Origin of the sequence: Pseudomonas sp. BSw22131, assembly GCF_026810445.1 — a bacterium.
Lineage (GTDB): Bacteria > Pseudomonadota > Gammaproteobacteria > Pseudomonadales > Pseudomonadaceae > Aquipseudomonas > Aquipseudomonas huanghezhanensis.
Genome location: NZ_CP113949.1, coordinates 5,395,597 through 5,410,352 on the forward strand (window position 1 = coordinate 5,395,597; position 14,756 = coordinate 5,410,352).

At 58.9% G+C, this 14,756-nt stretch carries 14 protein-coding genes; 4 read left to right on the forward strand and 10 right to left on the reverse strand.

Annotated elements, in window-relative coordinates:
• Positions 1-5: 5 nt before the first annotated feature.
• Together OYW20_RS24370 and OYW20_RS24375 are read right to left on the reverse strand one after the other, a co-directional pair.
• The gene (locus OYW20_RS24370) at positions 6-725 is read right to left on the reverse strand and encodes a 16S rRNA (uracil(1498)-N(3))-methyltransferase (protein ID WP_268798411.1); all 720 of its coding nucleotides are present in this window, start codon (positions 723-725) and stop codon (positions 6-8) included.
• A gap of 63 nt (positions 726-788) precedes the next feature.
• A complete protein-coding gene (locus OYW20_RS24375; protein WP_268798412.1) occupies positions 789-2,195 on the reverse strand; it encodes an adenosylmethionine--8-amino-7-oxononanoate transaminase in 1,407 nt (468 codons plus the stop codon).
• Positions 2,196-2,430: 235 nt separating this feature from the next.
• Between OYW20_RS24375 and OYW20_RS24380 the strand changes: the two genes are divergently transcribed.
• From OYW20_RS24380 to OYW20_RS24390, 3 genes are all read left to right on the forward strand, one after another.
• On the forward strand, positions 2,431-4,233 hold the full coding sequence (locus tag OYW20_RS24380; RefSeq protein WP_268798413.1) for a flavin monoamine oxidase family protein: 1,803 nt from the start codon (positions 2,431-2,433) through the stop codon (positions 4,231-4,233).
• 271 nt (positions 4,234-4,504) lie between these two features.
• A complete protein-coding gene (locus tag OYW20_RS24385; RefSeq protein ID WP_268798414.1) occupies positions 4,505-5,056 on the forward strand; it encodes a cytochrome b in 552 nt (183 codons plus the stop codon).
• A 29-nt stretch (positions 5,057-5,085) separates the two neighbouring features.
• Positions 5,086-5,682, forward strand: coding sequence for a YceI family protein (locus OYW20_RS24390; protein ID WP_268798415.1), 597 nt, complete (start codon positions 5,086-5,088; stop codon positions 5,680-5,682).
• Positions 5,683-5,738: 56 nt separating this feature from the next.
• On the opposite strand, the gene hydA is transcribed toward OYW20_RS24390, so the two are convergent.
• The 8 genes from hydA to trhA all read right to left on the reverse strand — a co-directional run bounded on the left by hydA (position 5,739) and on the right by trhA (position 13,507).
• Positions 5,739-7,178 carry a dihydropyrimidinase gene (hydA, locus tag OYW20_RS24395; RefSeq protein WP_268798416.1) on the reverse strand — a complete coding sequence of 480 codons (1,440 nt, stop codon included), beginning with the start codon at positions 7,176-7,178 and terminating at the stop codon, positions 5,739-5,741.
• A gap of 13 nt (positions 7,179-7,191) precedes the next feature.
• Positions 7,192-8,088 carry an allantoinase PuuE gene (locus OYW20_RS24400; RefSeq protein WP_268798417.1) on the reverse strand — a complete coding sequence of 299 codons (897 nt, stop codon included), beginning with the start codon at positions 8,086-8,088 and terminating at the stop codon, positions 7,192-7,194.
• Positions 8,089-8,143: 55 nt separating this feature from the next.
• The gene (locus tag OYW20_RS24405) at positions 8,144-9,016 is read right to left on the reverse strand and encodes a MurR/RpiR family transcriptional regulator (RefSeq protein ID WP_268798418.1); all 873 of its coding nucleotides are present in this window, start codon (positions 9,014-9,016) and stop codon (positions 8,144-8,146) included.
• An 18-nt stretch (positions 9,017-9,034) separates the two neighbouring features.
• A complete protein-coding gene (locus tag OYW20_RS24410) occupies positions 9,035-10,282 on the reverse strand; it encodes a cysteine desulfurase-like protein (RefSeq protein WP_268798419.1) in 1,248 nt (415 codons plus the stop codon).
• Positions 10,283-10,304: 22 nt separating this feature from the next.
• Complete coding sequence (locus OYW20_RS24415) at positions 10,305-11,039, reverse strand: amino acid ABC transporter ATP-binding protein (RefSeq protein WP_268798420.1); 735 nt, start codon at positions 11,037-11,039, stop codon at positions 10,305-10,307.
• On the reverse strand, positions 11,036-11,713 hold the full coding sequence (locus OYW20_RS24420) for an amino acid ABC transporter permease (RefSeq protein ID WP_268798421.1): 678 nt from the start codon (positions 11,711-11,713) through the stop codon (positions 11,036-11,038). Before OYW20_RS24420 ends, OYW20_RS24415 begins: the two co-directional genes overlap by 4 nt.
• Before the next feature lie 49 nt (positions 11,714-11,762).
• Positions 11,763-12,539, reverse strand: a complete 777-nt coding sequence (locus OYW20_RS24425) for a transporter substrate-binding domain-containing protein (RefSeq protein ID WP_268798422.1) — start codon at positions 12,537-12,539, stop codon at positions 11,763-11,765.
• Positions 12,540-12,889: 350 nt separating this feature from the next.
• Complete coding sequence (gene trhA / locus OYW20_RS24430; protein ID WP_268798423.1) at positions 12,890-13,507, reverse strand: PAQR family membrane homeostasis protein TrhA; 618 nt, start codon at positions 13,505-13,507, stop codon at positions 12,890-12,892.
• A gap of 161 nt (positions 13,508-13,668) precedes the next feature.
• Between trhA and OYW20_RS24435 the strand changes: the two genes are divergently transcribed.
• Entirely contained in the window at positions 13,669-14,589 is a 921-nt protein-coding gene (locus OYW20_RS24435; RefSeq protein WP_268798424.1) for a LysR family transcriptional regulator, read from the forward strand.
• Positions 14,590-14,756: the final 167 nt, after the last annotated feature.

Below are 14,756 nucleotides of genomic sequence, written 5' to 3' on the forward strand. Positions count from 1 at the left end.
CGTTTTTAGAAATCGCCCCACAGCTGTTGCGCAATGCTCAGCGCCACGACCGGCGCCGTTTCGGTGCGCAACACACGCGGGCCAAGACGTGCAGCATGAAAACCTGCGTCCTGCGCCTGTGCCACTTCTGCGTCATTCAATCCGCCTTCCGGTCCGATCAGAAACGCAAGGCTTGCCGGTTTATCGTGGCTGGTCAGCGGCTCCGCCACCGGGTGCAAAACCAGCTTCAGGTCGGCGGCTGTGTGCTTGAGCCACTCGGTCAGCGTCACCGGAGCATCTATGACGGGGACCACCGAGCGGCCGCACTGCTCGCAGGCGCTGATCGCGATTTGCTGCCAATGCGCCTGACGCTTCTCGGCGCGCTCATCCTTGAGGCGTACCTCGCAGCGCTCACTGATGATGGGCGTGATGTGCGTCACGCCCAGTTCGGTTGCCTTCTGGATTGCCCAGTCCATGCGCTCGCCTCGAGACAAACCCTGCCCCAGATGGATGTGCAGCGATGATTCGGTCATCCCTGGAAAGCTTTCATCAATCCGCACGCGCACGCGTTTTTTGCCGACCTCGATCAGCGTCGCGCGAAACTCCGTGCCGCTGCCATCGAACAATTGCACCGCGTCACCTTCGGCCATGCGCAGCACACGGCCAATGTAATGCGCCTGGGCTTCAGGCAATTCGTGTTCGCCGTGGCTCAGCGCTGCGTCGATAAAGAAGCGGGACAGTCTCATGGTTGTTTCTCTCGGGTGTTCGCTGTTCTTTGCATGATCTTTGTTCAGTTCATGGATTCGGGATCAGCCCGGATCACGAAAATCCGGATGGAAGTTTTCGCGCACCGCCACGCTGATGCTTGTGCGTGTCGCGATGTCGATGCCCTCAGTGGCCACTTCAGCCAGGAAGTCGATCTGTTCCGGCGTGATGACGTAGGGCGGAAGAAAATACACCACGCTGCCCAACGGCCGCAGCAGCGCGCCCCGGCTCAGCGCATGTTCAAAGACCTTGAGGCCTCTGCGCTCCTGCCACGGATACGCCGCCTTGGTGGCTTTGTCCTGGACCATTTCGATGGCAATTGCCATACCGGTCTGACGCACTTCCGCCACATTCGGGTGATCAACCAGGTGCGCAGTGGCGGTTTTCATGCGTGTCGCCAGCGCCTTGTTGTTCTCGATGACGTTGTCCTGCTCGAAAATGTCCAGCGTCGCAAGTGCTGCCGCACAGGCCAGCGGATTCCCGGTGTAGCTGTGGGAATGCAGGAAGGCCCGAAGGGTCGGGTAATCATCGTAAAAGGCGTCGTAGACGTCATCGGTGGTGATGCACGCGGCCAGCGGCAGATAACCGCCGGTCAGCGCTTTGGACAGGCACAGGAAGTCCGGGCGAATACCCGCCTGCTCACACGCGAACATGGTGCCGGTGCGGCCAAAGCCCACGGCAATCTCGTCATGGATCAGGTGCACGCCGTAGCGGTCGCAAGCGTCGCGCAGCAGCTTGAGATAGATGGGGTCGTACATGCGCATGCCGCCTGCGCCTTGAATCAACGGCTCGACAATCACCGCAGCAACGGTGTCGTGGTTGTCAGCCAGGGTCTGCTCCATGGCTGCAAACATATTGCGCGAATGCTCTTCCCAGCTCATGCCTTCAGGGCGGTGGTAGCAGTCCGGGCTCGGCACTTTGATGGTGTCCAACAACAACGCTTTATAGGTCTCGGTGAACAGCGGGACGTCGCCCACCGACATCGCGGCCATGGTCTCGCCGTGGTAGCTGTTGGTCAGGGTGACGAAGCGTTTCTTCTCGGGTTTGCCGCGATTGAGCCAGTAATGAAAGCTCATTTTCAACGCGACTTCTATGCAGGACGATCCATTGTCTGCGTAAAAGCAGCGCGTCAGGCCTTCCGGCGTCATCGCCACGAGACGCTCGGACAACTCGATCACGGGCTGGTGGCTGAAACCGGCAAGAATCACATGCTCCAACTGATCAACCTGATCTTTGATGCGCTGGTTGATCCGTGGATTGGCGTGGCCGAAGACATTGACCCACCAGGAACTGACAGCGTCCAGATAACGCTTGCCTTCGAAATCTTCCAGCCAGACCCCTTCGCCGCGTTTGATCGGTATGAGCGGCAGGTTTTCGTGGTCTTTCATCTGGGTGCAGGGATGCCACAGCACCTTGAGGTCACGCTGCATCCACTGGTTATTCAGGCCCATCGGTACTTTCCTCCGCTTGTTCGGATGACCACTCGCATGACGCGGGGGACAAACAATCGCGCAAGCCTATGCAATGCGCTGCCACGGGACAACCTTTTGCGCCCATGCCCCCCGTTTCAGGTGCCCGGCTGACATTGCTGGCGGGCGTTCAATGGCTGGCGTATCCTTCGCCGCTCTCTGAAGAATCGGGCAATCGAGCCCGACATTCCCTCTGTTTATTCCGGAGTTCTGCTGAATGCTTTCTGGTTGGCTGCGCGCCTGTGCGCTGGTGATGGTTGGGCTGGTCAGCGCTTCGGCGCTCGCTGTCGATAAACCCCACACGGCGATTGTCGTGGGTGGCGGTCTGGCGGGCCTGACGGCTGCATACGAACTGCAATCGAAGGGTTGGCAAGTGACGTTGCTGGAGGCCAAACCCACAGTGGGCGGGCGCTCCGGGCTGGCGGGCAGTGAATGGATCGGCAACGCTAAAGCGCAACCGGTGCTCAATCAGTACCTGGACCGTTTCAAGCTTAAACCCGTACCAGCGCCCGAATTTGTGCGTACGCCTGGCTATCTCATTGATGGCGAGTACTTCTCGGCGGCGGATCTGGCGACCAAGCAACCTGCCACTGCCGAAGCCATGAAACGCTACGACGCGGCCATCGACGACATCGCTCGCTCGATCACTGACCCGGAAAACCCTGCGGCCAACAGCACGTTGTTTGCGCTGGATCAGATCAACGTTGCCAATTGGCTGGATCGTCTGAGCCTGCCAGCCACTGCACGTCAGTTGATCAATCAACAGATTCGTACCCGCTATGACGAGCCTTCGCGCCTGTCGCTGCTGTATCTGGCACAACAGACGCGGGTCAATCGTAACGTCGAAGAGCGCGATCGTCGCGCCTCACGGTTACCCGGCGGCAGCGCGGTACTGGCTGAAGAGTTCGTCAAGCAGTTGAAGGTCATCAAGACCAACTCGCCGGTGTCGGCGATCAATCAGGACAAGGATGGCGTCACCGTCAAGGTTGGCGCGGTCGGTTACGAGGCCGAGTACGTGGTCTTGGCAGTACCGCTGCGGGCGTTGAGCAAAATCGCGCTGACGCCTGCGCTGGACGCCCAGCATCAGGGCGCGATCAAGAGCACCAACTACGGTTGGCACGACCAGATCATGCTCAAGTTCAAAACCCCGGTCTGGGAAAGCAAAGCGCGTATGACCGGCGAGATCTATAGCAACACCGGCCTTGGCATGTTGTGGATCGAGCCTGCGCTCAAAGGCGGCGCCAACGCCGTGATCAATCTGTCCGGCGACAACGCGCGGATCATGCAGTCGTTCGGCGACAAGCAGATGGTGGATCAGGTGCTGATTCGTTTGCACACCTTCTACCCGCAGGCTCGTGGCGCTTACACCGGCTACGAAATTCGCCGTTCGAGCGTCGACCCGTCCACCGGCGGCGCCTATCTGGCATTCGGCCCTGGCCAGATCAGCAAATACTGGCGTCTGTGGGAAAAACCGATGCAGCGCGTAACCTTCGCTGGCGAACACACCGACACGCTGTACCCGGGCACGCTGGAAGGCGCACTGCGTACCGGTCAACGGGCGGCCAGCCAAGTCCAGGATCTGGCAGCAGGCAAGTCGTTTGAGCCGATTAAAGTCGCTCCACCGAAAGCCCCAGAACCTGCCAAGGCGGGCGGCGGCGTAGGTGCATTCTTCTCGAACATGTTCGGTGGCTCCAAGCCTGAAGCCAAACCGGCCGAGAAAGCGCCAGAACCTGCTCCGACTCCGGCTCCCGCGCCTGCTCCGGTCACGCCACCAGCTCCAGTGGTCGAACCTGCAAAACCTGCGGTCGTCGAACCTGCGAAGAAGGCACCGGTCAAGAAAGAGGCTGTGAAGAAACAACCCGCGAAAAAGGAACCTGTGAAAAAGGATTCCACCAAACCCGCGGCCACCCATAAAACGCCAGCCAAGACCGAAGCCACCAAAAAAGCACCGGCCAAAACGACTGAAAAGGCTGCAACACCAGCAACACCAGCAGCCCCGGCAGCGGCGCCAAGCAACTGATTGCTCAAATGCTGACTTGAGAAAGGCGCGGTCCATCGACCGCGCCTTTTTTATGCCTGGTGGTATTTGATCTAGGAGCGAATGGGCGGCGTCTGGACGGAGGGGGATCTCCTACACATCATCGGTTTCCGTAACATTCTGTTAATCGAACTGAGAAAAAATGCGACAGGAAATTTCAATCGTATTTCCTGATATTTCAAAGCAAAATTTTGCGCTTTCTTTCGATAGGTAAAGAGCTAGTCTTTCACACAGCTTTTACAGGGTATCTGCGATGCAATTACGCAACTCTTCTTCTCGTTATGGCTGGATCAGCATCGTTTTGCATTGGGGCGTCGCGCTGACGGTGTTCGGCATGTTCGCGCTGGGCCTGTGGATGGTGGGGCTGGGTTACTACGACACTTGGCGTAAAGCCGGGCCAGACCTGCACAAGAGCATCGGCATCACGTTGTTTCTGTTCATGCTGATTCGGGTGGTATGGCGTTTCATCAGCCCGCCGCCGCCAGCGCCGGCCAGTCACAGCCGGTTGATAAAGACGGCTGCCACGCTGGGCCACGCGTTTCTGTATCTGGATCTGTTTTTGGTGATGTTTGCCGGTTACCTGATTTCCACCGCAGACGGTGTCGGAATTCCGGTGTTTGGCTTGTTTGAAGTGCCCGCACTGATCAGCGGACTGCCCGACCAGGCGGACCTTGCCGGTGAAGTGCATTTGTATCTGGCCTGGGTTCTGGTGATCTTTGCAACACTCCACGGCCTGGCGGCTTTAAAGCATCACTTCATTGATCGTGATGCGACCCTTGTTCGTATGCTGGGCCGCAAGGCCTGAGCGTTTACTCAATTGAAAGGAAATCTCGTATGTTGAAAAAGACCCTTGCTGCACTGGCCCTCGGTACTGCATTGCTGACTGCTGGTCAGGCCATGGCCGCTGATTACACCATCGACAAAGAAGGCCAGCACGCTTTCATCAACTTCAAGATCAGCCACCTGGGCTACAGCTTCATCTACGGCTCGTTCAAAGACTGGACGGGTACGTTCAGCTTCGATGCCGCCAAGCCTGAAGACAGCAAGATCAGCATCGACGTGAAAACCGCCAGCGTCTTCACCAACCACGCTGAACGTGACAAGCACATCAGCAGCAAGGACTTCCTGGACGTTGCTCAATACCCTGATGCCAAGTTCGTGTCGACCAGCGTCAAAACCACTGGCAAAGACGCTGATGGCAAAATCACTGCTGACGTCACTGGCGATCTGACCATGCACGGCGTGACCAAGCCGGTCGTAGTCAAAACCACGTTCCTGGGCGAAGGCAAGGATCCATGGGGCGGCTACCGTGCAGGCTTCGAGGGCACTACCTCGATCAAGCGTTCTGATTTCGGCAAGATGATGGACCTGGGTCCACAGTCCGACACAATGGACCTGGTCATCTCGTTTGAAGGCGTCAAAGCCAAGTAAGACGGGCTGCTGTACCAAAAACGCCGACCTCAGGGCCGGCGTTTTTGTTTATTACCTTACATGCCTGGCAGCTCTGACTGGCGCTTGCGCACCTTGGCCGGTTCTGGCCGGGCGCACGGCAAGAAGGCACCTCTTCCGGGCGTCCCCAACGCTTGCCCATCCCATACCCGCTCACCCCTCGCGAACGTCATCGCCGGCCAGGCACTCAGGCGCATGCCTTCATAGGGTGTGTAATCAACGTTGTGATGCAGCAAATCGTTGGTCAACTCGAAATCAAGGCCCTCGTCCCAGATCACCAGGTCAGCATCCGCACCAATGGCGATGCTGCCTTTGCGCGGGTACAGGCCGTACAGCCGCGCGGCATTGGTCGAGGTCAGTGCGACAAACTCTTGCGGCGTGATGCGCCCGGTCTTGACCCCCTCAGACCATAGCAACGCCATGCGCGTTTCTATGCCGGGAATGCCGTTGGCCACCTCGGAGAACGGCGCGCGCTCACCATGGGCGCGCTTGCCGTCCGGCCCTTCGTAACGAAACGGCGCGTGATCCGACGAAAACACTTCAAACGAGCCGTTCTGCAAACCGTCCCAGATCACCTGCTGATTGGCCGCGTCCCGAGGCGGCGGGCTGCAGATGCATTTGGCGCCTTCGAAGCTGTCGTCGCAGCCCAAAGAGTCTGCCGTCAAGAACAGATACTGCGGGCAAGTCTCGCCGTAGACCTTCAGGCCGTGACTTTGCGCCCAGCGAATCTGCTCGATGGCTTCGCGCCCGGACACATGCACGATCAGAATCGGCACATCCACCAGCTCCGCCAAGGCAATAGCCCGGTGAGTGGCTTCCCGCTCCACCAGCATTGGCCGCGACGTCGCGTGATAGCGAGGCGCGCTGTGCCCGGCGGCCAGCAGGCGCTCGGTCAGCCAGGCGATGCAATCGCTGTTTTCCGCGTGCAGCATGACCATCGCCCCTTCGGCCCGCGCCACCGAGAGGGTTTCCAGAATCTGCCGGTCGTTGAGCTTCAGCGCATCGTAGGTCATGTAGATCTTGAACGAGGTGTAGCCCTCGGCGATCAGCTCCGGCAGCTCGCGGCGCAGTACGTCTTCAGTCGGGTCGGTCACGATGAGGTGAAACGCGTAGTCGATAAGCGCCTTGCCGTCTGCACGACGGTGGTAATCCTCCACGGCTGCGCGAAGGCTTTTTCCCTTCTGTTGGCAGGCGAACGGAATCACCGTCGTGGTACCGCCACAGGCAGCTGACCGCGTGCCGCTTTCGAAATCATCGGCCATCACCGAACCGTCACCGGTGGGTTGGTCCAGGTGCACATGGCTGTCGATCCCGCCAGGTGTGACCGTTCTGCCCGCCACATCGACCTCCTGAGTCGCGCCCTGCAAGCCCACGCCCAGCGCGACGATTTTCTCGTCACGCACACCGATGTCGCACAAGAAGCTGTCTGCCGCGGTCACCACATTGGCGTTGCGGATGATCAGATCGAAAGCCTGCATGTCGTGCTCTCCGTCAGGCGCGGGTCATCCAGGCCTTGGCAATTTCTTCCCGGGTGGTGAACCACACGCCTTCCTGGGCCTGGGCGTATTCAATGAAATGCTTGATCGCGCGCACGCGCCCCGGACGCCCCACCATGCGCGGGTGCAAGCCGATGGACATCATTCGCAGGCCGTCGGCGGCCTCTTCGTAAAGCACATCGAAGCTTTCCTTCATGTACTCCAGAAAGTCCGACGCCTGTGACAGCCCCGGCGAGTTCCAGTAACGGAAATCGTTGACGTCGCTGGTGTACGGAACCACTAGATGCTGCTTGCCCTCGACATCGACGAAGTACGGCACGTCATCGTTGTAGGCGTCGGAGTCATAGAGAAATCCACCTTCTTCAGCCACCAGCCGGCGCGTATGGACACTGGCGCCATAGCGGCAATACCAGCCGACCGGCCGCTTGCCACAGGTGCGTTCGAACGACTCGATGGCCAAACGAATGTGCTCGCGCTCTTGGGCCTCGGTCAGACGGAAGACTTCTTCCCAGCGATAACCGTGGCTACAGATTTCGTGGCCCAGTTCGACGGCTGCCTTGGCGACATCCGGGTTCTGTTCGAACGCCACGGCGCAGGCATGGAAGGTTGCCGGGACGTTGGCCTGTTGCAGGATGTCGAGAATGCGCCAGATGCCGACGCGGGCGCCGTACTCGTACATCGACTCCATCGCCAGATTGCGCACGCCATCGGGGAATTGGTAGCTGCCCCACTCGGTCATGCTCTCTTGATCGGGGTCGCCCATCGCCAGCGAGCGCTCCGAGCCTTCTTCGTAGTTGATGACAAAGTTGATGGCCAGTCGTGCGCCGTTGGGCCAGGTGCCCTGAGGGCGCTGCCGACCATAGCCGACCAGATCTCGTACGGGTAATGCCATGGGAACCGTCTCCTGCAACGTCCAAAATGTTCAGCAAAAACCGCAGGCGCAAGGCTCAGCAGTCGATGTTTTTCAGCGCATCGTGACCGGGGCCGTCGAGGTTTTGACCTTCGCGGAAGGCCAGCCCCATGGCCAGGGTCTGGGCGATACAGAAAGCTGCCGTCAACGAGCGAAAACCCAGAAGCTCGGCGTCATTGACCTCAATCATCACTGACGCTTTTTGTCCGACAGGGCTGAGAAGGCTGTCAGTGATCGCCACAATCGGTGTCCCGGCCGCGACAGCCTGGGCGCAGGCATCGATGGTTTCCTGCGAGTAAGGCGGAAAGCTCACCGCCACCAATACGTCATCGCTGTGTAATGCACCGACCTGTTCACGCAAGCTACCGCCCAGACCGCTGATGTGCACGGCGCGTCTTCCTACACGGCTCAGCGCGTAACTCAGATAGGACGCCATCGGGAACGAGCGCCGCATGCCCACCACAAAGGTGGTGCGCGCCTGTTGCAGCAGGGCGATGGCTTTTTCAATCGCTTCCACTTGCTGCCCTTCGGCCAAGTGCTCCAGGGACACGATGTTCGCGCGACTGAACGCCGAGAGCATGGCGCCGACGTCGGTTGGATCATCCAGCAGTTGCTCGCCGCGATAGTGACGAATCCGCTCCTTGAAGCTGCCCTGCCCGGCCTGCTGCAACGGCTGCTTGAACAAGCGCTGCAAATCACTGAACCCGCCAAAACCCAAGGCTTGCGCCAGCCGAATGAACGCCGAAGACGGAATCTCCGAAATTTTCGCCAATGCCGCCACGGTATTGAGCGCGACGTCATGCGGGTGCTCATTCAGGTAATTGGCGGCGTCACGTTGCCGTGCAGTCAGGCGGTCCTGATGTTCCACGATGGCGGAACGCAGCTCGGCGAGGGTTTGAGGTACAGGCATAAAGTGGCTCGATAAAAGTCAGGACGCACGCAAATCAGTGATCGCCTGGGCCAGATGCTCCACCAGACGATTCAGTTCATCGACGCTGTTGTAATGGGCAATCGACACCCGCACCACGCCACCGTAAGGGGTCAGGCCCAGCTGTTCGATCAGTCGCCGGGCGTAGAAGTCACCAAAGCGGATACCCATTCGGTGGCCATCGACTCGGCGCACGATGGCTTCTGACTGGACGCCTTCGACCACAAAGCTGATGGTCGGCACGCGGTCGCCGTCGGTCACACGTGGTTTTCCGATGATTCTTACGCCCGGTGTCTCACGCAGGAACGCCAGCAAGGTTTCGGCCAGCACATCTTCCTGGACCTCGAAAGCATCGAAAGCCGCCTGCATCAGTTCACGCTCGGAACCTTTGACGCCGAGGCGTTGACCGATGTCGATCAGGTAATCGCTGATGCCGATGCAGCCAAAAGACAGTTCGTAATTGAGGTTGCCCGGCTGCAGCTTGTAGGGGATGACCTCCTGACCGATGAAGAAGTGGTTCAGGCTCGGCAGCTCAATCAACGCCTCGCGTTTACCCCACATCACGGCAAAGTGTGGACCGAAGGTTTTGTAGAAACTGAACACGTAATAATCGGCGCCGCTGGCCTGCACATCCACCAGCCGGTGCGGTGCATAGGCCACGGCATCGACACACAGTTTGCCGCCCACGGCGTGCACTTTGCGCGCGACCTCGGCCACTGGATTAACGCTGCCCAGGATATTCGACGCATGGGTCATGGCGACGTAACGGGTTTTGTCGCTGAGCAATGCATCGAGGTCACTCAGCTCAAGATCCAGGCTGTCCGGGTTGACCGCCCACACGCGCAAGGTTGCGCCACGTTGCTCGCACAGGCGCACCCACGGCCCGATGTTGGCTTCGTGATCGCAGTTGGTGACGATGATTTCATCGCCCGGCTGGATCGAGGGTGCGATGGCTCGGCAGAGTATCTGCAACAAGTGCGTGGTCGAGCCGCCCATCACGCACTCTTCAGGAGTGCGGGCGTTGATCAGTTGCGCCACCGATTCGCGCGCCTGCAATACGCGGGCGCCGGCGTTCACCGATTCGCTGTAGGACGCGCCCAGTTGCACGGCGCTGTTCAACAAGTAATCGGTGATGCGATCGGCGACCGGCTTGAGCACGGCCGAGCCGCCGGCGTTGTCGAGGTAGGCGTAGCCTTTGCTCAACGCGGGGAACTGACTGCGTACGTAATCGATGTCCAGGGCATTCAAGGGAGAAGTCTCCAAGGTTTGATCAGTGATGCAGGATGGCCTGCAAAAACGCCCGAGTTCTCGGCTCTTGCGGGGCCGTGAAGAAGTCGTGCGGGTTGTTCTGTTCGATGATTCGGCCGTTCTCCATGAAGATCACCCGGTCGGCGACCTTGCGCGCAAAGCCCATTTCATGGGTGACAACCACCATGGTCACGCCTGAGCGGGCGAGGTTCTGCATCACGTCCAGCACTTCGCCAACCATCTCTGGATCGAGAGCGGAGGTGGGTTCGTCGAACAGAATCACCCGGGGTTCCATCGCCATTGTTCGTGCGATGGCGACGCGTTGCTGCTGTCCGCCGGAAAGCTGGCTGGGGTACTTTTCGGCGTGGGCGCCCATGCCGACTTTGTCCAGCAACAACCGTGCGCGCTCATTGGCATCCTTGCGCGACATACCGCGCACACGCACAGGCGCCAGCGCCACATTGGCCAGCACGGTCAGGTGCGGATACAGGTTGAAATTCTGGAAAACCATGCCAACTTCGCAACGGATGCCGGCCAGGCTGGAGCCGTTTTCGACGCGTTGATCGGCAACGCGAATGTCACCCTGCTGGTATTCCTCCAGCAGGTTGATGCAGCGGATCAGCGTCGATTTGCCCGAGCCCGATGGCCCGAGAATCACCACCACTTCGCCTTGTTCAACGGTCAGGTTGATGTCGGCAAGCGCCTGGAATGAGCCGTAGAACTTGGCCATGCGTTCGATTTCGATAACTGCACTCATGCGCTTTTCCTCGCGGAGCCATTGCGCCGTTCGATCCAGCTCACCAGTTGCACCAGCGGCAGCAGCAACAGCAGGTACATGACCGCCGCGCCCACCAGCGGCGTAGGGTTGGCGGACAGGGCTTGTGCCTGGGTCGCCTGCTTGAGCAAATCAGGCATGGCGACCACCGAGGCCAAGGCAGTGTCTTTCATCACGTTGATGCAATTGCTGGTCATGGGCGGCATGACGATGCGCATCGCTTGCGGCAGGATGACGTCGCGCATGGTGTTGAAAAAGCTCATGCCCTGAGACGCAGCCGCTTCGAACTGACCACGAGGAATGGCTTCGATGCCGGAACGGAAAATCTCCGCCGAATAGGCGCTCGATACCAGCGACAACGCCGCCGTCGCCGCCGCGAACGACGACAACCGAATACCCACGAATGGCAGCGCGTAGTAGATCAGCACCAGCAGCACAAGCAGCGGAATCGAGCGCAGTACGTCGATGTAGACCCTAGCGAGAAAACGAATCGGCGCGTAGGAATACAACCGCAGCATTGCCAGCAACAGCCCGCCCACCAGCCCGAGGACGATGCTGACCACGCCCAGCATCACCGTCACGCCCAGGCCGCGCAGCATCAGTGGCAGCGCATCGACAAACACGCCCCAGTTGAAGAAAGTCTGTAACAACTCCATTGCGGTTCCTTGATGTTGAATCGGCTGAGCGGGTTTGAGCAGTCAGGCTTTACTTGAGTACATCGACCACTTTGACGGAGCTCGAATCAGCATCGGCATCCGCGCCGAACCACTTCTTGTGCAGGCCGGCGATCACGCCGTCTTTCTTCATCTGGGTGATGATGTCGTTGACCTGACCCGCCGATGCCCAGCCTTTGGCGTGCATCAACGAGTATTTTTCACCGGTCGGAATACGCGCTACCACTTTGTATTGCGGCTTGTCCTTGATGTAGTACAAGACCGCCGGGATGTCGCTGACGTAGCCGTCCATACGGCCAGACGCGAGGTCGAGCATTGCAGGCGATAGCCCTTCGTAACGTGAGACGTCTTTAAATTTGTACTCGGCCTGATGCGCAGCAACCCACATGTCGCCCGTGGAGCCGGTATCAACGCCAACCACTTTGCCGTCCATGTCTTTCAAGCCGGTGATGCCGGATTTGGCCAGGACCGCGAGGGACTGGTCGCTGTCGTAATAGGGCTGGGCGAAACCGACCGACTCAAGGCGCTTGGGAGTGATGGTGATCGATGAAATAGCGATGTCGGCGCGCTTGGACTGCACGGCACTGAACAGGCCATTGAAGGGGATGTTGACGAACTCGACCGTCTTTCCGGCGCGCTTGGCAACCTCTTTGACGACATCGACTTCAAAGCCGACGATCTCGCCCTTGGCGTCCTGGAATTCCCACGGGACGTTGCCGACGTTGGCCCCAACGGTCCAGTCTGCCGCCCAGGTGGAGGCGGAAAATGCAGTTGCCACGGCCATGCTCAAGAGTACTTTCACATTCATGTCTTGCTCCCCGATTAATCAGTCAGTCCAAGAAGGCCGCCTCACCACTTGAGCAGGCGTTTCGAGAATCAGACTATGGCTACGAATCAAATAATTCAACAATTAAAATTAATGAATCAAATGCTTCAATTGAGGGCAAACGTAATCCGGTTTGGTGCAAATACGCAGGGCTTGCGGGCTGCCGGGGGGAGTGGGAATCGAGGAGAAGTGTTGAGGCTGATGCACTGAAGCAGGGCGCGGACAATCATCCACTGCAGGAGCGCGCTTGCTCGCGATGTCGTCATTAATCCGATATCAAATCATCTGACACGGCGCCATCGCGGGTAAGCGCGCTCCTACTAGATCAAACGCTATAGAACGTAGAAAGTGATCGCCACGAAATGCAGCACACTCCCGGCAATCACGAATAGGTGCCAGATCCCGTGTGCATGCCGTAGCCGGTGATCAAGGGCGAAAAAGATGATACCGACGGTATACAGCACGCCTCCTGTGGCCAGCCACGTGAACCCGACAGTGCCCAGCGCAGCCAGCAACGGGCTGACAGCCACCAGCACAATCCAGCCCATCACCGCGTAGATCACAATCGACATGACGCGCGCCTCAGAGCGCGGCTTGATCTCTTGCGCAATGCCAATCACTGCCAGCCCCCAGACGATGCCAAACAGTGTCCAGCCCCAGGCCCCGCGCAATGTCACCAGGCAAAATGGCGTATAGCTGCCGGCAATCAGCAGGTAGATCGAAAAGTGATCGACCTTTTTCATGATCGCTTTCGCTCGCCCCCGTACGCTGTGGTACACGGTCGAAGCGCTGTACAGCAACACCAGCGTCACGCCGTAAATGGCGACGCTGACGATTTTCCAGACATCGTCGGTAAAGCTTGCGATGACCAGCAGCCAGACCGCCCCGACAGACGCCAGAATCGCGCCGACCAAGTGGGTCCAGGCGTTGAATTTTTCACCGTAATACATCCTTGAAACACCTCTCTGACTTACAACACCGGCAAGGCTCCAACGAATGAGACAAAAGCGCAATGTGTGTTTCAGGCCCACCCTTATTAAGTGAAGCCATGTCTTCGTGACTTGGGCACAATCGCTGCACCCCACCACAAAGACCGAGCACAAGAGGCCGCATGCAGATCGACGAAGAGCTGACCCTGAAGAAGCTGGAGATTTTTCTGGCGTTCATGCGGACTGGCAATCTGTCACGCGCAGCGGTCGAGTTGCAGACCAGCACCGTCAGCGTCCACCGGGCGATTCATTCGCTGGAAAGCGCGTTGCGCTGCCCATTGTTCAAACACGAGGGGCGCAATCTGACGCCGCTGGAAAGCGCGTACGCGCTTGAAGAACGCGCGCAAAAGCTTGTGCAGGACGTGCTCGCCACTGTTGAGCTGACGCGTCAGGCAGCAGGTTTCTCGGCGGCGCGCTTCAAGCTCGGAGCACTGTATTCGCTGACGGTGAAGACCGTTCCACAGTTGATCATGGGGCTGAAAATACGCCGCAGCGAACTCAATATCGACTTGATACTCGGCTCCAATATCGACCTGTTCTACAAACTCAAGAACATGGAAGTGGACGCGATTCTGGTGTCTCTCAACGAGACGGTGAACGATCCTGACTGTGAGCACTTGCCGTTGTTCTCGGACGATATCTTCCTGGCCGCGCCGGTCGAGTCGCCGTTCGCGCAGCACAGCGAGGTCGACTTGAGCGACCTGCGTGAAGCGACGTTCATCACGCTTACTCAGGGATTTGCAACCCATCGGGACGGATCGAGGGTGTTCCAGCAGGCAGGGTTCGAGCCGAAGGTGGCGATGCAGGTCAATGACATTTTCACGCTGCTGAGCATGGTCAGCTCTGGCGTGGGTTACGCGCTGCTGCCGGGCCGAATCGCCGCGGTATACGAAAACAGAGTGCGCCTGATCCCGTTGCAGGAGCGCTACCGGATGCAGCAGCACATTGGCCTGGTATTCCTCAAAGCCCGCGAGCGCGACCCGAACCTGCTCGCGCTGCTTGCGGAGTGTCGGATGTACACCAATCGGTTGACCCAAAGCTGAAAACTGCAAACTGCAAACTGCAAACTGCAAACCAGATGATCGTTCCTCCACTCCGTGCGAGAACGATCAACGAATGCCCGCTTCTGCCGGAGGGCGTAGGAGCCTTGCTTGCAGGCGATCGACCGGGCACCGGTCGCAAAACCGGACATCCCGGTTTAACTGAGGCC